This is a genomic window from Cryptosporangium phraense, from assembly GCF_006912135.1.
Taxonomy (GTDB): Bacteria; Actinomycetota; Actinomycetes; order Mycobacteriales; family Cryptosporangiaceae; genus Cryptosporangium; species Cryptosporangium phraense.
In genome coordinates, this window is sequence record NZ_VIRS01000005.1 from 133596 (window position 1) to 152050 (window position 18455).

Below are 18455 nucleotides of genomic sequence, written 5' to 3' on the forward strand. Positions count from 1 at the left end.
GTCAGTAGCCGGAACCGTCGGGGGCGGCCTGGGCGGCCCGGAGGGCCAGACGGGCGCCGGCCCGCAGCAGCGCGAGGTCGTTCCCGGGCGTGACGAAGTCGTAGCCGAGCGCCGCCAGGCGCGCCGCGATCTCGCCGTTGGCGCAGAACGTGCCGGCGTAGATCCCGGCCCGGTGGGCCGCCTCGAGGATCGTCACCCAGGCCTGTTCCACCTCGGTCGGCGGCGGCACCTGGCCGGCCCGCTGGCCGAGCGCGAGCGCCAGGTCGTTCGGGCCGACGAACAGCCCGTCGAGGCCGGGGGTGGCCGCGATCGCGTCGACCGCTTCCAGGGCCGGGGCCGACTCGATCATCGCCCAGGCCATCACGGTGCGGTCGGCCTCGTCGGTGTAGTCGGGACCGCCGTACAGGAGGGCCCGGGCCGGGCCGAAGCTGCGCCGGCCGGTGGGCGGGTAGCGGCAGGCCGAGACGAACGCCTCGGCCTGCGCCGGGGTGTCGATGCCGGGGCAGATGATCCCGTAGGCGCCCGCGTCTAGCAGTTTCCCGATGACCGCCGGGTCGTGGTCGGGGCAGCGCGCGAACGGCTCGGCCGGACCGGCGCTGATCGCCTGGAGCAGCGCGATCGCGCCGTCGACCCCGAACATGCCGTGCTGGAGGTCGACGGTCACCGAGTGGAACCCGGCGTGGGAGAGTGCCTCGGCGATGTACGGGCTGTCGCTCGACAGCCAGGCGTTCACCGCGGTCCCGCCGCCGCTCATCAACGTTCGTATCGCACTGGCGCGCATTCGTGGCTCTCCGTTCGGTTACGTATGCGCAGCCTAGAACATTGACAATGATCGCCCGGCTGGGTCTGATGGTGCATACGTATGCACGATCGACGGGAGCACCGATGCGGATCACGGCGGCTGAGCTGGAAGCCCGGACCATCCTGCGGAAGGACCTGGTCCCCGACACCGCGGCCTTCCTCGACACGAAGATCCCGGGCAGCCGGTCGAAGGTGAACTACCCCCTGATCGGCCCGGGCGTCTCGGAGAACGGGCAGCAGGTCGTGCCGGTGACCGAGCCGCACGGGTTCAACCTCGGCGGCGCGGTGATGCCCGCGGGCACCGTCAACAACCTCCACCTGCACTTCACCGCCGAGGTGTTCTTCTGCTTCGCCGGCTCGTGGACGTTCCGCTGGGGCGTCGACGGCACCGACGGCCAGGCGACGGTAGGCGACGGCGACGTGATCTCGATCCCGACCTGGATCTTCCGGGGCTTCACCAGCGAGAGCGACGACGCCTGGCTCTACACCGCGCTGGGCCGGGACGAGAGCGGCGGCCTGATCTGGGCGCCGTCGGTGATCGCGGCCGCGGCCGAGACCGGCATGTTCCTCGGCCTCGACCACCGACTGATCGAGGTGGAGCCGGGCACGGTGCCATCGGTGGGCGTCGTCGGGCCGATGTCGGAGGACGACCTCGCCGGGCTCCGTTCCGTGTCGGTCGAGGAGATGCGGACCCGGCTCGCCCGCCCCGACGACCTGGTCTGGCGGTCGGACGCGTTCCTGGACGACGGCGGGGCGGAGCTCGCGCTGGTGATCGGGTACGGGCTGACCGAGAACCGGGACCAGGCCCCCCGCCTGGCCGATCCGCACGGTTTCTCGATCGCCTGGCTGCGGGCCGCGACCGGCCGGGGAGTGGCCAGGCACCGCATCGACGAGCCCCAGGTGCTGATCGCGAAGTCGGGCACCTGGCGGGTGACGCTGAACGACGAGGAGCCGGTCTCGGTCGAGCTCGGACCCTACGACACGCTCTCGGTGCCGGCCGGCGCCTGGCGGCGGTTCGAGAGCGTCGGCCCGGAGACCGGCCAGCTGGCGCTGCTGACCAGCGGCGACGGCCGGGTACGGATCGACTGGGACCCGGCCGTGGTCGCGGCCGCGCGCGAGCGGGACGTCGCCCTCGACGCGAACGGCTACCTGGCCCCGGCCCACTTGATCTGACCGACCGCTGCAAGCGGGGCCACGGCCGCGCCGCTGACCGGCGGACGGCACTTCGGGGATCCGGTACCACCTGGCCGTCGACATTTGGCGGCAACGGAGACGGCGTCCGGAAGTGCTGATGACGGCTGAGCCGGCCGCCCAGCCCGACACCACCGACGCCGTCGACCTCCGGCACGCGCTCGTGCGCGACGCACGTCCGGGCGATCTTTCAGAAGCTGCGGGTGAAGTCGCGGGTTCAGCTCTCGAACGCGGTCCGGGAGCACGTGTGAACGGACCCCTCCGAGAGGCTGGCCTCTCGGAGGGGCGGTTCGTCAGGCGCCTGCGCGTTGCTTGTCGGCCTGATCGATCTCGTTCAGTTGCGACGACCACGCGGTGACGTAGTCGCGCCAGTTCTCGCCGCCGGCACCGGCCACCGACCGCACCTCGCGGGCCGTCCAGCGGTAGTCCGGGTCCGTCGTGTGGGCGAGCATGGCGGCGACCCGCTCCTCGCCGGTCCGCAGCGGAACGATCCGGTGCGTGCCGGTGTCCTCGGTGGCCGGCGGCTTGGCGCCTTCGGCGTCCCGCTGGTCGTTCCGGCCACCGCGTCGCGAGCCGCCCGACCGGTTGCCGGACAGGGCCGCGCTGGTGAGCCGCTCGGCCGTGCGCTCGGCCGATTCGCGGGCCGCGGCCAGGTCGTCCTCGAGCTGCTTGGACCGCAGCTGAGCCGCCTCGCGCAGGGCGGACTCCCTGGTCAGGATCGCGCGCAGCTGCTCGATCTCGGTCGTGAACTGGGCCCGGGCGTTCGCCGTCGCCGCGTTCAGCTCGGCCACGCCCCGCTCCAGCTCGGCCGTCAGGTCGGCGACCTGGGCCTCGGCGGCCTGGCGGGCGTCCCGCTCGGCCGCGACCCGGACGTCGGCCGCCTCGGTGGCCAGGCGCAGTGCCTCGGCGTGGGCGTCGTCGGCCTGGAGCCGTTCGCCACGGACCCGGAAGACCTCGGCCTCCCGGACGGCCAGCATGGTGGCGGCCTTCTTCCGGCTGATCATCACGCTCTTGCCGAGGCCCTGCTCGGTGCGGAGAGCGGCCACCGCCTGAGCCCGCTCCCAGGGCAGCGCGGTGTCGGGGTAGAGCTGCCGGGCCCGCTCCAGCGCGACCTCCGGCTTGTCGATGCCCTCGTAGGAGGCGACCAGCACGGCCCGCTTCACCAGGCTGCGGAACCGTCGCCGGAAGCGCATCGGGAAGCCGGGCTCCGGCGGGGCCAGCAGGCCCCGGGCGCGCAGCGCCTCGCGGCTGCCCTGGAAGATCTTCAGCTGCCAGAGCCCCACGGTGATCAGCGACGCGGGTCCGTAGACCAGCGCCGAGCCCGGGTGGTCGCTGTCGAGCGCGTGGCCGACCTGGGTGGCGACGCTGATGAAGGTCAGCGTCCAGATCGCGGCCCACAGCGCGGTCGTGGGGTCCCGGGCCAGGCGGGCCCGGTAGGCGTGCCGGACCAGGAACACGATGACGCATTCGAACAGTCCGAACAGCAGATAGCCCTCCGGCCCGGCGATGCCGAGCCAGTCGTGGGCCACCTTGACCCAGCCCTGGGCCACCCAGAACGAGGCGATCAAGGAGAGTCCGATGAGGACGAGCGAGCCGAAGCGGTCGGGGGGCGCGGACGATGATTGTGACGGGTGAGCATTCACGATGCCGACGTCTCCGTCTGTGAGTGGTGTGATCAGGTCCCGATGGCGCAGCAGTGTAGGCCAATTTGGACCGTCGCCGCCTAGGGGGTTCGGCGGATACCTAGGCTCGTCCTATAGTTCCAGGCCAGCACCCGCCCTCTCGCGATGGAACTGCGCATCGGGGCTCCGGAGTAGCCCTCGGCGAGAACGCGCCATTCGACGCGGCTAGCGGAAGGCCTGCGCATGCCGAGCAAGTAAGACCCCTAGACCGAGACGCTGCAGCCTGAGCTTCGACAAAATAGCCCGCATCGTCGGCCCCCTCCCAGCGTCAGTGTCGATCCGGCAGTGGTGGGCCAACCGCTGTGGACGCTCTGTGGTGAGGTTGGCCGGGGCGAAGGTGGTAGGCCGTGGACGGAGGGCAGCCTGTCCCGGGCGCAGGCCGGCCGGTCGCGGACGGCCTCACGGCCGGTTGGTCATCATCGGTGGCAATCCGGTACACGGACCCGGCCGGATGGTCCACTGGCACCGCCCCTGCGAAAACGGGCGCCATCCCCCCTTCGATGCCCGTCCGCAGCCCTGTCCCCCTCCGGGTTTCGCCGGCCGGATTCTCGCCTGACCGCGTCGCCGCGGGCGAGGCCTGTGGGCCCGGCCGGAACGGATTGTTCAGTGTTCGTGCCGGGACGCCGATCAGGGCGGAGTGGGGGCGCGAGGCAGGGGTGGGCGGGTGCTGGGCTGGGCGGCCCTCGCCATGGTGGTCGCTGTCCTGGTCACCGGTGGCCTGGTGACGGTGGCGGCGTTCGGTCTGGTCGACCGGGGCGAGGACCGCTACGCCGTTCAGGTGATGGACCGCTACGCCGACGAGCTGACCGCCGGGCTGGACACCACCCGGCTGCCGGGCGCGGCCGCGGTCGACTTCGTGGTGCCCGCCACCACCGCGCAGATCCCCGGGATGCAGCGGGCGTGGCGCGCTGAGGGCACACCGGGCCTGACGCGACGACCGGCGGCCGGGGCGTCGTCACACGCGTTCGTCATATTCGAACACACCTTCGACCGGCCCGCCGGGATCGCCGGCCTGGACCTGGCCCCCAGCGTCGCGGCCGATCAGGCGCTGCGGGCCGCGCGGCAGAACGGGGGCCTGACGATCAGCCCCGCGTTCTTGCTGCTGCGCGACGAGCACCTGGCGTTGCCGCGGCGCCAGCAGTCGGTGGTGTTCACGGTGGCGGTCTACTCCGGGATCGGCTCAGGCGAACCGGACGTGTTCCGCGGCTGGATCGTGATGCCCGTCCGGGGGCAGAACTTCCTCTCCCGGATCCTGCTCGACCGCGGACAGGGCGCGGTCCGAGCTCAGGTCTCCGAAGACGCCCCGAGGGGATCTCCGACGGAACTGTCCTCGCGTCGACCGCGCCCGGGCGCCGGATCGCCGAGGCCACGCTGATCCGGCGCCGCACCCTGACCCTCGGGGAACGCTCCTGGCAGCTCACCGTCTGGCCCACTACCCATCTGTTGGCGGTCACCGACCGCGGGATGAGCCGCTTCACCCTCGCCGCCGGGGCGGCCCTGACCGTGCTGCTCGCCACGCTGACCGGGGTCCTGGCCGGCAGCCGCAGCCGCGCCCTGCGCCAAGTCGCCGACGCCACCGCCGCGCTGCGCCACGACATCGCCACCCACGCTCGCGCCGACCGCCTGGCCGCCGTGCTCTCCATCGACCTCGACGGCTTCAAACAGATCAACGACCAGCGCGGGCACGCCGCTGGTGACGCCGTCCTGCGGACCGTGGCCGCACGAATGGAGAACAGTCTGCGGCTGGTCGACACCGTCGCCCGGCTCGGCGGCGACGAATTCGCGATCCTCCTCGAGGGCCTCACCACACCCGCCGACGCCCGGGTCTCGGCCAGCATCGGCATCGCCCTCAGCCGCCCCGGGACCGGAGCCGACGAGTTGCGGCGCGCGGCCGACACCGCCATGTACACGGCGAACAACACCGGCAAGAACCGCTGCGTCGAAGCCACCGGACCGCCACCGGACCCGGCCGTCGCGCGACCGGCCGCTCACCGGTAGCGCCCGCTTCGCTGCAACCCCGACCTGATATGCACGATAAGTACCTATCCGTCGACGGTGGGTGGTGGACCGGTGAGTGTGCTGGCTCGGCCTGCGGTTCGCGCGCCCGGCGGGCTGCTCCCGCCAATGCGGCGCTGGGGGCCGGCGAGCGTCGCTGGACTGGCGTTCGGGTTCGCGGCGCTGTGGGTCGGAGTCGGCCCGGACGACGGGAACTGGGTGTCGTTCCTCGCGCAGTTGGCCGGCGCCGAGGCAGTGCTGCTGATGGCGATCGCGATCGTGCTGATCTCGGTGCTCCCGGCCGTCGAGACCTGGTTCGACGGCATCGACCGGACCGCGATCTGGCATCGCCGGTTGTCGATGACCGGTGTGCTGCTGCTGATCCCGCACCTGCTGTTCGCCACCGGCCAGCACGACCACCTGACCCCGGGCAGCACACCCCCGACCCCGGGAGATCAGGGCGGGGGGTCGGGGGGAACGCTCGCCCTGATCGGCGTCTGGGGCCTGGCCGCGCTCACGGTCTGGGCGATCGCGCCACGCTGGCGGGACATGCTGCCCTGGCACCGCGTCCGGCCGATCACTCCCGCAGCCGGCCTGACGGCCGCCCGGTGGATCACCCGCGCCTGCCGGGTCGTGTTCGGCAACTATGAACGCTGGCGGTCCCTGCACCGCCTGACCGGCATGTTCCTCGCGGCGGGCTTCGTCCACGGACTGCTCGACGCCACCATGTTCGACTCCGGCCTGCTGCGCGGCAGCTACCTGCTAGCCGGCGGCACCGGACTGGTGTTCTACCTCTACCGCGAAACCCTCGCGCGGCACTTCCTGCCGCTGCACGACTACCAGGTCACCGCCGCTCGCCCGGCCGGGCCGGGCATCCTCGAACTCGAACTCGCGCCGCTCGGACGTCCGATGCACTTCACCCCCGGACAGTTCGCGATGCTGTTCCTGGAAACCACCGACGGCTGGCGACGTCACCCCTTCACCATGTCCGGCGCCCCCGCCGACGGCACACTGACCTTCGCGATCAAGGCCCTCGGCGACGACACCACCCGCATCCACCACACCGTCCAGCCCGGCATGCCCGCCGTCATCGGCGGCCCGCACGGACGTTTCGACCACGCCCGCGGCACCGACCGGCAGGTCTGGATCGCCGGCGGCATCGGCGTCACCCCGTTCCTCAGCTGGCTGCGGTCACTGGAACACCGGCCCTCGCACGCTCGCGTCGACTTCTTCTACGCCACTACCGGACCCGCCCCGTTCGCCGACGAGATCACCCGCATCGCGGACGGGAACCCCGGTGTGCACGTCCACCTGCACGACACGACCGACCGCGGCTACCTCACCGCCGCCGACGTTCTTGACGCCGTCCGCGACACCGACCCGCGGCAGCTCTCGGTGTTCCTCTGCGGACCGGCGCCCATGGTCGCCGCTTTCCTCCGCCAGTTCCGCCGAGCCGGAATTCCCGCCCGCCACCTCCACCGCGAACACTTCGACTGGCGCTGACCGGTACCCCGCCGGTCAGCGACGGCGACCCGACTCGCGAGCGACATGTCCAACCACGGCGTTCCCGACCACGACGCTCCCGACCACGGCGTTCCGACTGCGGCGCGCGTTCCGCTCCAGAGACTCCGCGACACCCCCGACCACCAACCGGAGCAGGCCCGGGCCTCCCTGGGCAAAACTCACGCCGCGCAGAGCCCCGGGCTGCCCGGTCAGGACGCGGACGGGACCGGTGACGCCGGGGCCGTGGAGGGCGCTCCCGTGCTCGGGCTGCTCTGGCTGCTCGAGCTGGGCGCGGTGGTCGACGGGTCCGGGCCGGGCTCGTCCCGGTGCCCCTCGCGGCCACGCTCCCGGCCGTCCCTGTCGCCCAGGTTCTCGCCGCCGTTCCCGTGCCCGCGGCCGTCGACCTGACCGTGTTCGCGGTCGCCCCCGCCGCGGTGTCCTTCGTCGCCGAGGACAGCAGCCCCGGCGGCGACGACGGCGCCGCCGAACAGGCAGCCGATCACCAAGGCCGCGCCGGCGACCAGCAGCGATACCCGTCGTTTCGGTGTCCACCGTCCGCCGGAGAAGCGGAAGCGTCTGCGCGCGGTGGGGGTGCTCGGCGCGGCCGTGGTCGCGGTGGTGTCAGGCGCGGGCGGGGTCGGCTCGGTGTCGCCCGGGCCCGGTGTCGTTTCACTCATACCGTCAGCGTCGGCGGCGGCTCTAAGAGGGTCTGACTCGTGTGAATAAGAAAGCGCTAAGAGCGGTGAGGACGCGAGCTAGGCGGCTAGTTGGACCCGGGGATTCCGCTGCGTCGTCCAGCAGACGAGCCCGACCGGCAGGACCATCCAGCAGGACAGAAAGCGATAGATCAGTACGGCCGCGGTGGCGGGCGCCAACGGCGCACCGGCCGTGGTGAGCGCGAGAATCAGGCTGGCCTCGATGACGCCGACGCCTCCCGGCGTGATCGGGATCTGGCGGACGAGCTGCGCGGCGAGGTATCCGGCGACCACCGCGTGGGCCGGGACGGTGAGGTCGACCGCGTGCAGGGCGGCGAGCAGACACGCCAAATCGGTGAGCCAGTTGACGATCGCCAGCGCGAGCACTCCGAGCCAGCGGCGCGGGGGAACGGTCCGGGCCAGCGCGGTGGTCTCGCGCACCGCGCGGACGACGCGCCCGGCCCGGGACGAGGGCAGCGCCGTGCTCGGCCCGCCTGCCCGCTGCGGACGCCGGGAGTAGGCCCACCCGACCAGCAGCACGAGCGCTCCGGCGAGTACACCGGCCAGCATCCGCGCTCCGAGGCTCAGCCAGCTCAGCGCGTCCCCGCCGTAGAGGACCAGCAATCCCGCGGTCGAGGCGACACCGGACAGGACCATGACCGCGGCGGCGACCGACTTGCTCGCTCCGCGGACACAGAACTGCTGGAAGGTATAGCCCGCCGAGACGACCGAGCCGGCCGGCAGCGCGGAGGACATCGCGGTGTGCGCGTAGGTCACCGCCAGTGAGACCAGCGCCGACATCCGCACCCCGAACCCGGCGAGCAGATGGCGCTGCTGTTCGGCGAACGCCGCCATCGAGAGCACCTGGAGCACCAGGGCGGCGGCGAGCCAGATCGGGCTGGCCTGCCGCAGCACCGCCCACGCCGAGGCCGCGTCCGGCAGGTGACCGCGCAGCTCCACGACCGCGAGCGCGACTCCGACGACCACCAGCATCAGCCGTAGCCAGCGACGGAACCGGTTCGGGACGCGGTGCATGGACGGATCCGATCCTGTGCGGGAGCTGGACGTTCCCCAGGTTCGGCACCGACCGTGAGAAGCGTGCGCGCGGCAGCCTAAGAAACGGATGAAGATCGCGCGCACGGCAGCCGGATGGCTATCACGGTGCCGTGCGGCGGCACGGAATCGACCATGACCGTCCCACCGTGTTGCGCCGCGGTCTGTGCGACGATCGCCAGGCCCAGGCCCGATCCGGGTGTCCCGCGGGCGGCCGTGGCTCGGTAGAAGCGCTCGAAGACGTGCGGCTGGTCGACGGGGTCGATGCCTGGACCGTCGTCGGTCACGGTGAGCAGGCACCCGTCGGCGTCGACGCGCAGTTCGGTGCGAACCGTCCCGCCCGGCGGGCTCCATTTGGCGGCGTTGTCCAACACGTTGACCGCCATTCGCTCCAGCTCGCCCGGCCGGCCCGAGATCACGGCGGAGCCCAGCTCGGCGGTGAACGTGAGGCCAGGTGCCCGGATGCGCACGCGGTTCACCGCGGCCGCGACCACGTCGGCCAGGTCGACCGGCTCGATCTCCTCCCGGGTGGTGTCCTCGCGGGCCAGGTCGACGAGCTCGGTCGTGAGCGTGGCCAACTCGGCCACCTGCGCGTCCAGATCACGCAGCAGGTTCGCCCGTTCCTCCGGTGGGAGCCGGTGGGCGCGCTCCGGGTGGCGTTCCACGGCCAGTAGGAGCTCGATGTTGGTGCGGATGCTGGTCAGCGGCGTCCGCAGTTCGTGTCCGGCGTCCTCGACGAGGCTGCGCTGCGCACGGCGGGAACTCTCGATCGCAGTGAGCATCGTGTTCACCGACCGGCCGAGCCTCGCTATCTCGTCGTCACCGGCGACCGGGACCGGACGGGTGAGGTCGGTCGTGGCCGCGACCTCCTCGACCGCCGTCGTCAATTCCTGGACCGGTCGGAGGCCGGCTCGGGCGACCACCCGACCGAGCCACACCGCGCCTCCGACGCCGAGCAGGGTCGCGACGGCCAGCGCGACCCCGAACATCGTCAGCGTGTTGTTCCCCGGGTCTTCGTTGACCGCGACCTGCACCGCGCCTCCACCGGTCGCCGGCACGGTCAGCATCCGGTAGCTGTCGCCGTCGAGCGTCACGTCTTCCTGCACCGATCGACGCTGACCGGCGGCGACCCGGCGGGCGTCGGCGCTGATCGGCAACCCGACGCTGGAGTCGGTCAGGACGCCGCCGGCCGCGTCGAGGATCTGCCAGCGGGGACCGAGCTGGTGCCGTCCGCGGTGGCCGCCCTCCGGTCGGCCGTCTACCTCGGGCAGCGTCGCCGAACCAGCCAGCCACTGCTGCGGCTGCGCCGCGATCGCGTCCGCGTCGGTGGTCAGCTCGGACTGCACCTGGTGCTGCTGGATCTCCGCGACGGCCAGCCAGGAGGCCATCGCCAGACACACGACCGCCCCACCCACCGCAACGGTGATCAACAGCGACAGGCGCGTGTGCAGCGTCCGCGAGCGCCACCACCGCGCGAGTGCGGTCACAGTGGCTCCTCCCGGAGTACGAACCCGACGCCGCGCACGGTGTGCAGCAGTCGGGGGGCGCCGTCCTCCTCCAGCTTCCGGCGCAGATAGCCCAGGTAGACATGCACGCTGTTGGACGTCTCACCGAAGTCGTAGCCCCAGACCCGCTCGAACAACACCGACCGGGTCAACACCTGCCGCGGGTTCCGCAGGAACACTTCGAGGATCGAGAACTCGGTGCGGGTCAGCCGTACCGGCCGCTCGCCTCGCCACACCTCGCGGGTACCAGGATTCAGCCGAAGGTCCGCGAACGTCAGCGCCCCTTCCCCCGCCACGGCCACGGCCGGCTCGGAGGCAAGAGCCGGTTCAGCAGCGGAACTCGGCCCGGAGGAGAGCAACGAGCGACGCAGCAGCGCCCGCAGCCGGGCCAGCAACTCCTGCAGCGCGAAAGGCTTGACCAGGTAGTCGTCGGCACCGGCATCGAGCCCCGCCACCCGGTCGCCGACGCTGTCCCGCGCGGTCAGCATCAGCACCGGCAACAGCACGCCCTCGGCTCGCAGCCGCCGACAAGTCTCCAACCCGTCGAGCTCGGGCATGCTGACGTCGAGAATCATGGCGTCGGGTTCGACCGAGGCGACCGCGGCCAGCGCGGCGAGCCCGTCCCGCGCCGTCTCGACCTCGTGGCCTTCGAACCGGAGCGTGCGGGCCAACGAGTTCCGCACGGCCTCGTCGTCGTCCACCACCAGAATCCGCATGTCAACCTTTCGTCGCCACCTGCTCACGCTCCGGACCGGGAAGGCTGGGCTCAGCGTTGCACGCGCCTCGTGCCGAGTCCCGTAGGCGACGGCGCCGCGGTCCGGTCGGTCGTTGCTTCGTCACCATCGGTGCCGCCTATGAAGGCAGCAGGGCGCGCCGGCTAAGAAGATCGTGAGGATCGGATGGCTGCGCGGAGCCGGCGACCGGCGGACGAGGCCGGCCGCTCGAGCGACGCGCCGGAGTGGTCCGACTACTCAGGCCAGGTCCCGGAGGGCGCCGACTCCGCGCCGGCCCGCTACCCGGATGGCTCCGGCCGTCACCACCGCGACGCAGGCCAGCACGATCGCCGCGAGGCCGCCCAGATACGCCCAGGGCACGGTGATCACGGACGGCGGTGGGTCGAATACACCGGCGAGGATGCTCACCAGCAGCTGGGTGAGGAGGCCGCCGAGGAGCGCCCCGAACCCGAGGCCTGCGATGGCGAGCACCCCGGATTCGCCGACCACCGCCGCGCTCACGTGCCGTCGCTGGGCCCCGACGGCGCTCATGATCGCCAGAGATCGGCGGCGTTCGTTCAGGCCCAGCGCGAGCACGAGGCCGGCGGAGGCGGCGGCCAGTATCAGCGCGTAGGCGAGTTCGATCCGGGTCAGGCCGCTGAGATCGACGGACGTCAGGCTCGAACCGATGTGCCCGCGCACGGTCGCGATGTCGGTGACCGCCGCCAGGGGCCCGACCGCTTCTCGCACCCGCGAGGCGACGGCGGTCGATTCGCCGTTGCCGGCGTCGATCAAGAACGTCCCGACCGCGTCGCTGCCGGTTCGCTGCGCGACGTACGACGCGTTCGCGACGAGGAAGCTGTCCTTCGGCGCCGTCGGGAACTCGGCCACGATGCCGACGTAGTGGAACGGCACGGTCACCTGACCGTGCGTGCGCCCGTCGACCAGCCGGAGATTGATGCGGTCCCCGAGCCGCAGCTGATAGTCCTTGACGGTCTCCGAGCTGACGAGGACCGAGTCCGGTTCCGCAGCCAGCATCCGCATCAGCGACGCCGCGGTGCCGCCGGCCAGGAAGTAGGCGTCCTGGAGTGCGGTGACCGACCGGATCGTCGACGGCTGGACGCCGTAGAGGTCTTGCAGGTCGGTACCGACGTAGGCGTAGCGGTGCTGGACGGGCTCCACTGCCCGGACACCGTGAATCCGGGCGAGGCTCTGCGCGTACCCCGGGCCGACCGTGGTTCCGGGCGACTCGGCCACCGTGACGTCGGCACCATTCGTCAGCAGGGCGTCGGCTTCGGCCTGTGCCCGGTAGGTGGCGTTGAAGCCGGCCGTGGAAATCGCGAAGGCCAGCGACATCGCGAGCAGCACCACGGCGGCGACCAACGGTCGTCGCTGCCGGCCGATGCCGGCCGCCAGCAACGGCGCGGCCCCCGCGGCGAGCGGCCGAAGTAGCCAGGCGACCAGCCGGCGGCCGCGGCCGAGGACGAGGTCGGCGAGCCGCCAGATCACCAGACCACCGCCGAGCCACAGCAGCGCCGGGGCGGCCAGCGCCCAGTACGACACGACGATGGTCGGCACCCCCTCGGGGGCGAGCACCAGCTGGTAGTTGTTGTGCCCGGCCGCGGTGAACACGAGGACAGCTCCGAGCAGCGCGACGGCGTCGAGCCCGTAGCGCGCCCAGGGTGGCAGGCGGACCCCCACCGGGACAACCGTGTTCGCTTGGTGAACGGTGTGCCGGCCGACATCGCGCCGAGCCGGCCGGAGCAGCGTGCCCGCGGTGATCAGTACCCCGGTACCGACGGCCGCCGCGATCCACGGGAGATCGATCCCGACCGAGAACACGGTCGCTCCGGCGACCAGAGCGACCGCAGTCCCGACGCCGCAGCCGAACAGGCCGACGACCACCGACTCGAGCGTCACCAGTCGCAGCAGCTCCGGTTGGGACACGCCCCGGATTCGGAGGAGCGCCTGCTCTCGACGGCGCCGCCCGGCGCCGGCGTGGGCGACCGCAGCCGTCAAGAGGGTCGCGAGCACGGCTCCCGGCAAGCCGAGGAACACGAACAAGATCTGCGCATACCCGGAGTCGCTGCGGGCCGCATCGAGTGCGGCGGCCAGGTTGTCGCCGACCAGCACCGACCCCGCACCGCGGACCTCCAGCCGACGGGCCGCGGCGGTCGACGCGGTATAGGCGGCCGCCGGATCGGCCGGCAGACGATGGGTACGGGCGGCATGGATCTGAACGGTGACGAGGTCGGGCCGCGTCCGCTGCACCGGCGCGGCGAACGTCCGGTACAACGCCGACGGTAGGACGACCACATTGTCCGGAGGCGCGGTCGGCTGCGCGCCCGCCGGTGCGCCGACGGTCTGGAAGAGCGAGTTGGCCTGGGGAAAATCGACGATTCCGGCGACGGTGACGAGCAGCGGCGCGGCTCCGTCGCGCGCGATCGCCACCCGGGAGCCCGGGCCGGCATGCAGGTTGGACGCGGTCTGCTGAGCGAGCAGTACCCCCTCGGACGCCCCGGTCAGTACGCGGAGCTGATCAGGGAAGGCCGTCCGGTAGGTCGACGGTAGCCCGAGCACGACGCCGCTTCCGGTGGTCTGCGTGCTGCCGTCGATCGTGGTGCTGAGCCCCGGCACCTGAGTGAAGCCGACAACCTCGGTGTGCCGGACGCCCGGCTCGCGGGCGACGAGGCCCGCGGCCGTCGAAGCGGAGGCGTCTCCGGTCACCTGGACCTGCCAGTCCACCGCGATCGACGAGACCGCGCGGCTGGTCATGGTGGCCTTGGCCGACGAGATGAAAGCGCCGAGGCTCGCCAGCAACGAGACCGCGAGGGCGACCCCGAGCGCCGGTCCGACCAGGCGCCACGGCTGCCGGCGTACCAGTCCGGCCAGCCACAAGCGGTTCATAGCGTGATCGCCTGGGATCGCAGCCGGCCGTCCTCGACCTGCCAGCGAGCTTCCAGGCTGCCGCCCACCGCCGGGTCGTGGGTGGCGATCACCAGAGCGGCCCCGAGATCGTCGCTGACCCGGAGCAGGACGTCGATGATGCGACCGGCCGTCGCGCGATCGAGCTTGCTGGTCGGCTCGTCGGCCAGGATCAGCCGCGGCCGGCAGGCCACGACGCGGGCGATGACGGCCCGCTGCGCCTGGCCGCCGGACACCTCCTGCGGCAGGGCGTCGCCCAGGTTGGCGACACCGACCAGATCCAGCGCGTCGCGGCCCCGCTCCGCTGCCTCCACGACGGGCATCCCGGCGAACGTCAGCGGTAAGGCCACGTTCTCGAGCACCGTCAGAGCCGGCACCAGGGCAGGCTCCTGGAAAATCAGGCCGACACGCTCGGGGTCGCGGGGTGAGCCCTCCAGGCCGTTCCAGCTGACGTCTCCCGACGTCACCCGCACGAGACCGGCGAACACGTGCAGCAGGCTCGATTTCCCCGAGCCCGACGGTCCCATCACCGCCACCTGATCGCCGGCCTCGACCAGGCAGTCGACCTCGGCCAGCGCCGTCACGCCGGCCCCGTAGGTCAGGCCAGCGCCCACGCACCGGACGAGCGGCGCGGTCATCGGAGTTCCCCGTCCTCGAGGCTCAGTACCCGGTCGGCGGCATCCGCTACGGCGTTGCTGTGGCTGGCAATCAGCAGCGCCGTGCCGCTCTCCGCACGCCGGTGCAGCAGGTCGAGCACCTGCCGCTCGGTCGTCGCGTCGAGCTCGCCGGTCGGTTCGTCGGCGAGCAGGATCACCGGGTCGTTGGCCAGCGCGACAGCCAGACCGGCCCGGACACTCTCCCCTCCGGACAGCGCTTCGGGAAACGCGTCGGCGCGGTGGCCGATGCCCAGGCCGGCGAGGTGGGACAGCGATCTGGTCCCGCGCTGCACCAGCCGGACGTTCTGCGCGACCGTGAGGTGCGGAAAGAGATTCCCGCTCTGGGCCAGTACCCCGACGCGGCCGGCCCGGAGCCGGGCTCGCTCCGCCTCCGGCCGACGGGAGAGCCTCTCCCCCGCCAGCCGCACGACTCCTCCGTCGGGCTCGTCGAGGCCGGCGAGGCACTGCAGCAGCGTGGACTTCCCCGAGCCGGACGGGCCGACGAGCGCCACGAATTCCCCCGCTTCCACACTGAGCGACACCCCGCGCAGCGCGTGGGTCTCGTCGTCTCCGGCGTGGAAGAAGCGGTACAGGTTCTCGGCCACGATCGTCATGTCCACGCGAAAGAGTCGGTGACGATGCGCCACGGGTCGACGTTGTCCGCGCCGACCGGCGCGGCCAGCGTCAGGATCACCTCGGTGCCGGAACGCCAGAATTCGTACCGCTCGACGTCCTGCTCGGCGACCTTGCCGGTGACGGCGTTCACCGCGGACCGAGCGCGGTAGGTGAGAAGCACGGCCGTCCCGCTGCGCCGCCGCACCGTGCGGACCGAGCCGGCGCGGTAGCCGTCCACCGACGTCTCGATCGCCGACAGCTCGTGGGCCCGCGCACCAGCCGGCGTCGGAGCGGTCGCGCTCGGAGCGGTGGTGATCGTGACGCTGTTGTACTTGTCGGCGAAGACGACCTCACCGGCGTTCGTGGTTCGCGCCCATCCCTCCGGCACCTTCACGGTGTAGCCGGAGCCTCGGTACGCGACGAAGGCTTGATCGTCCGGGATGTCGCCCGGCGGATTCACCTCCACCTGCGGCGAGGTTCCGGACGACGGCCCGGCCGCCGCCGATGACGAAGACGCCGTCGGCGCCGACGACGACTCGGCCGGCGAATCCGACGACGCACTGCAGCCGGCCAGCGCCAGGCCCACACCGAGCCCGGCCACCACCGTCCGCGTCACTATCCTCACGACGACCGCCTCCTCGGCTCGCTTTCTGTCCTCGGATCGGACGCTAGGAGCCGACCGGCAATCGGACGCTCGGGCGGTGGTAACCGCCCGGCAAACTCTTCCCGTTCCAGGCGGTAACCGTGGCCTCGCAGCGTCGTCAGGATCGGCGCGCGAACACCGGCGATCTGCTCGGCGTCGCCCAGCCGGCGGCGGACCGCGGCGACGTGCACGTCGAGCGTTTTCGTCGACCCGAACCAGTTCTCGTCCCACACGTCCGCCATCAGCGTTTCCCGGCGGACGGCCTCACCGGCGGACGCGATCAGGCGCGTCAGGAGGTCGAATTCGCGCGCGCGGAGCGCGACCTCGGTCTCGCCGAGCGTGCACCGGCGGGCCGCGCGGTCGATGGTCAGGTGACCCACCTGATAGGCGTCCTGGCCGACGCGCTGGGCGGCCCCGCCGCGGCGGATGTGCGCGCGCAGGCGCGCCAGGAGCTCGGCCAGCCGGAACGGCTTGGTCAGGTAGTCGTCGGCCCCGGCTTCGAGTCCGACGACGACGTCGATCTCGTCGGTGCGCGCGGAGAGGATGACGACGACGGCATTCGGTACCGTCGCGCGGAGCCTCCGGGTCACCTCGAGTCCGTCCAGGTCCGGCAGCCCGAGGTCGACCAGGACGAGGTCCGGCGGGGTCCGGACGGCGGCGGACAGCGCGCCGCGGCCGGTGGTCTCCCACGCGACGGTGTATCCCTGCGCGGCGAGCGCACGACGCAGGGTCGGGCCGATCACCGGATCGTCCTCCACGAGGAGGAGACCGGCGGTATCAGGCAATGAGCACCAGCCCGACGGCACCGGCCGCGATGCGGTAGAGACCGAACGGGTGACGCTCTGGAGCTCGCCGACGACGACGGCCTCCGGATACGTGATCGACATGCGCGGCAGCCTGCCGGGCACGACCTGACGAGAACCTGATGCTCAGGTTGGCGGCAACAGCAGCGTGAACCCGGTCCGGCCGATCTCCTGAGCGAAGACGAGCCGGTCGGTAGCGGCCAGGTCGGTCGGCGGCCGCGTGAGATGCGTTGCCTGCCGGTCAGCCAGCAGCGCCGCCCCGCCGGCGGCGACCGCGGCCAACCCGCCCATCAACGACCACGTCAGAAGAGTGCGCTGCCACACGTTCCCGGTGGTCGAGGAGGCCCGCACCGCCCCCACGACCTGCGCGGAGTCCCGGATCGGGAGAGAGACGATCAGCTCCCGCCCGCCGGTGCTCTCGGTGAGATGACCGGCCAGCGCGCCGGTCACAGCCGCGTCGGGACCCCGAGCGGGAGGCCGAAGACGCACAGCGCGAGCAATGCAGCCAGGAGCGCCAGCCGGCGAACTCGTCGACGCACGAAAACCCCAGCGGTCAGGCCGACGTCGGGCCGGATGGCTAGTCCTTCGTCGGTGCGCTCGCCGTCAGCTCAGGCCATGGTCCCGGAGAGGACCGAGCGTCATACCGCGCGCCTGGGTGTCCTCGATCACGCGGGGAAGTGCGTCCACCGTCGTGCGCCAAGACCCCGCCGCGGACGTGCAGTCGGAGTCGTGCAGCAGAATCGTGCCGCCGGGCTCCAGCCGCCGCATCACGGTCGCCGCCACCGACGCGGATGTCGCGCGCTGCTCCCAGTCCCGGCCCCAGGTCGTCCACAGCACCGGTCGCAGCCGGAGCCGCCGGGCGGCTCGTAGCCCGGCGAGGCTGAGCACACCGTAGGGCGGCCGGTACCAGTTCGGCTCCTGCCCGGTGAGGTCGGCGATCAGGTCACGGGCCTGCGCGAGGTCGCGGTGCGTACCCGCGGGCGTCCGGGTCAGCAGACACCGGTGCTCGAACCCGTGCACCGCAACCTCGTGACCGGCCGCGACCAGTTCACGGGTCAGGGTCGGCGCCCGCTGGATCTGGGTGCCGAGCAGGAAGAACGTTGCGGTGATCCGGTACCGGGCGAGCACGTCCAGGACCGGCGGCGTACCGGCGGCGTCCGGCCCGTCGTCGAAAGTCAGCGCGACCTGCCGGCCGTCCCCTCGTCCGGACAGCACCGGGAACAGCTCACGTCGCAGCGGCGTCACCGCGGTGAGCGCCGGCGCAGCCTGAGCGACCGCGAGAGCGCCGGCGACTCGGAATGCTCGGCTCACGCGCACTGACATACCTGAAGCGTATTTTCCGACGGCTCAGCGCTCATCCAGCGACGGGTTAGCGGACGGCAAAATCCGGAGGCTCACCACTCGTCCGGCAACTACTGAGCCAGGGAGTCCGGGCAGCCGATTTTCACCTGTACCGAGGTAAGGATTGCGGTCGTCAGGTGCCGAGAACTCGATGAGTCCCGACCGCAAGGCGTTTTCCATGCCTATGGACCAAGTCGGAACGAGGACGACCCGCCGGGCGTGTTCATGTGTCACGTCGGGCCAAGGCCGCGGACCTGCCGCCGGCCGTCGGGACCGCCTCTGTCCCGGTCGACGCCGCTCACGGCGCGTACGGTCGTGCGCCGGTCACGCTGCC

17 protein-coding genes are annotated in these 18455 nt (G+C 72.0%); 4 read left to right on the top strand and 13 right to left on the bottom strand.

Translation table 11 applies throughout. The features are described from left to right. Position 1: 1 nt before the first annotated feature. Positions 2 to 754: an HpcH/HpaI aldolase family protein gene (locus FL583_RS09380; protein ID WP_205751967.1), complete on the bottom strand. Its 753-nt coding sequence runs from the start codon at positions 752 to 754 to the stop codon at positions 2 to 4. 131 nt (positions 755 to 885) lie between these two features. Between FL583_RS09380 and FL583_RS09385 the strand changes: the two genes are divergently transcribed. Then, the gene (locus tag FL583_RS09385; RefSeq protein WP_142704166.1) at positions 886 to 1974 is read left to right on the top strand and encodes a cupin domain-containing protein; all 1089 of its coding nucleotides are present in this window, start codon (positions 886 to 888) and stop codon (positions 1972 to 1974) included. A gap of 311 nt (positions 1975 to 2285) precedes the next feature. Here the strand turns inward: FL583_RS09385 and FL583_RS09390 are convergent, their stop codons facing one another. Further along, complete coding sequence (locus FL583_RS09390) at positions 2286 to 3560, bottom strand: hypothetical protein (RefSeq protein WP_142704167.1); 1275 nt, start codon at positions 3558 to 3560, stop codon at positions 2286 to 2288. 778 nt (positions 3561 to 4338) lie between these two features. Here FL583_RS09390 and FL583_RS09395 point away from each other — a divergent pair. The 3 genes from FL583_RS09395 to FL583_RS09405 all read left to right on the top strand — a co-directional run bounded on the left by FL583_RS09395 (position 4339) and on the right by FL583_RS09405 (position 7172). Next, positions 4339 to 5049, top strand: a complete 711-nt coding sequence (locus FL583_RS09395) for a CHASE domain-containing protein (protein WP_142704168.1) — start codon at positions 4339 to 4341, stop codon at positions 5047 to 5049. An 89-nt stretch (positions 5050 to 5138) separates the two neighbouring features. Then, positions 5139 to 5672, top strand: coding sequence for a diguanylate cyclase domain-containing protein (locus FL583_RS09400; protein ID WP_142704169.1), 534 nt, complete (start codon positions 5139 to 5141; stop codon positions 5670 to 5672). A 126-nt stretch (positions 5673 to 5798) separates the two neighbouring features. Continuing rightward, a complete protein-coding gene (locus FL583_RS09405) occupies positions 5799 to 7172 on the top strand; it encodes a ferredoxin reductase family protein (RefSeq protein WP_142704170.1) in 1374 nt (457 codons plus the stop codon). A 209-nt stretch (positions 7173 to 7381) separates the two neighbouring features. On the opposite strand, the gene FL583_RS09410 is transcribed toward FL583_RS09405, so the two are convergent. From FL583_RS09410 to FL583_RS09460, 11 genes are all read right to left on the bottom strand, one after another. Continuing rightward, positions 7382 to 7849, bottom strand: coding sequence for a hypothetical protein (locus FL583_RS09410; protein ID WP_142704171.1), 468 nt, complete (start codon positions 7847 to 7849; stop codon positions 7382 to 7384). Between the two features lie 78 nt (positions 7850 to 7927). Next, a complete protein-coding gene (locus FL583_RS09415; protein ID WP_142704172.1) occupies positions 7928 to 8902 on the bottom strand; it encodes a lysylphosphatidylglycerol synthase transmembrane domain-containing protein in 975 nt (324 codons plus the stop codon). A gap of 77 nt (positions 8903 to 8979) precedes the next feature. After that, entirely contained in the window at positions 8980 to 10407 is a 1428-nt protein-coding gene (locus tag FL583_RS09420; protein ID WP_205751968.1) for a HAMP domain-containing sensor histidine kinase, read from the bottom strand. Continuing rightward, positions 10404 to 11141 (bottom strand): response regulator transcription factor, encoded by a 738-nt coding sequence (locus tag FL583_RS09425; RefSeq protein WP_142704173.1) that lies wholly within the window; start codon positions 11139 to 11141, stop codon positions 10404 to 10406. Before FL583_RS09425 ends, FL583_RS09420 begins: the two co-directional genes overlap by 4 nt. A 255-nt stretch (positions 11142 to 11396) precedes the next feature. Then, positions 11397 to 14045, bottom strand: coding sequence for an FtsX-like permease family protein (locus FL583_RS09430; protein ID WP_142704174.1), 2649 nt, complete (start codon positions 14043 to 14045; stop codon positions 11397 to 11399). Continuing rightward, a complete protein-coding gene (locus FL583_RS09435) occupies positions 14042 to 14701 on the bottom strand; it encodes an ABC transporter ATP-binding protein (protein WP_142704175.1) in 660 nt (219 codons plus the stop codon). Before FL583_RS09435 ends, FL583_RS09430 begins: the two co-directional genes overlap by 4 nt. Then, positions 14698 to 15333, bottom strand: a complete 636-nt coding sequence (locus FL583_RS09440; RefSeq protein WP_142704329.1) for an ABC transporter ATP-binding protein — start codon at positions 15331 to 15333, stop codon at positions 14698 to 14700. The genes FL583_RS09435 and FL583_RS09440 overlap by 4 nt, the downstream gene beginning before the upstream one ends. Beyond that, a complete protein-coding gene (locus tag FL583_RS09445) occupies positions 15330 to 15959 on the bottom strand; it encodes a hypothetical protein (protein ID WP_142704176.1) in 630 nt (209 codons plus the stop codon). Before FL583_RS09445 ends, FL583_RS09440 begins: the two co-directional genes overlap by 4 nt. Further along, positions 15956 to 16864 carry a response regulator transcription factor gene (locus FL583_RS09450; RefSeq protein ID WP_142704177.1) on the bottom strand — a complete coding sequence of 303 codons (909 nt, stop codon included), beginning with the start codon at positions 16862 to 16864 and terminating at the stop codon, positions 15956 to 15958. Before FL583_RS09450 ends, FL583_RS09445 begins: the two co-directional genes overlap by 4 nt. A gap of 42 nt (positions 16865 to 16906) precedes the next feature. Beyond that, positions 16907 to 17230 (bottom strand): hypothetical protein, encoded by a 324-nt coding sequence (locus tag FL583_RS09455; RefSeq protein ID WP_142704178.1) that lies wholly within the window; start codon positions 17228 to 17230, stop codon positions 16907 to 16909. Positions 17231 to 17383: 153 nt separating this feature from the next. Then, positions 17384 to 18103 carry a polysaccharide deacetylase family protein gene (locus tag FL583_RS09460; RefSeq protein WP_142704179.1) on the bottom strand — a complete coding sequence of 240 codons (720 nt, stop codon included), beginning with the start codon at positions 18101 to 18103 and terminating at the stop codon, positions 17384 to 17386. Positions 18104 to 18455 lie beyond the last annotated feature (352 nt).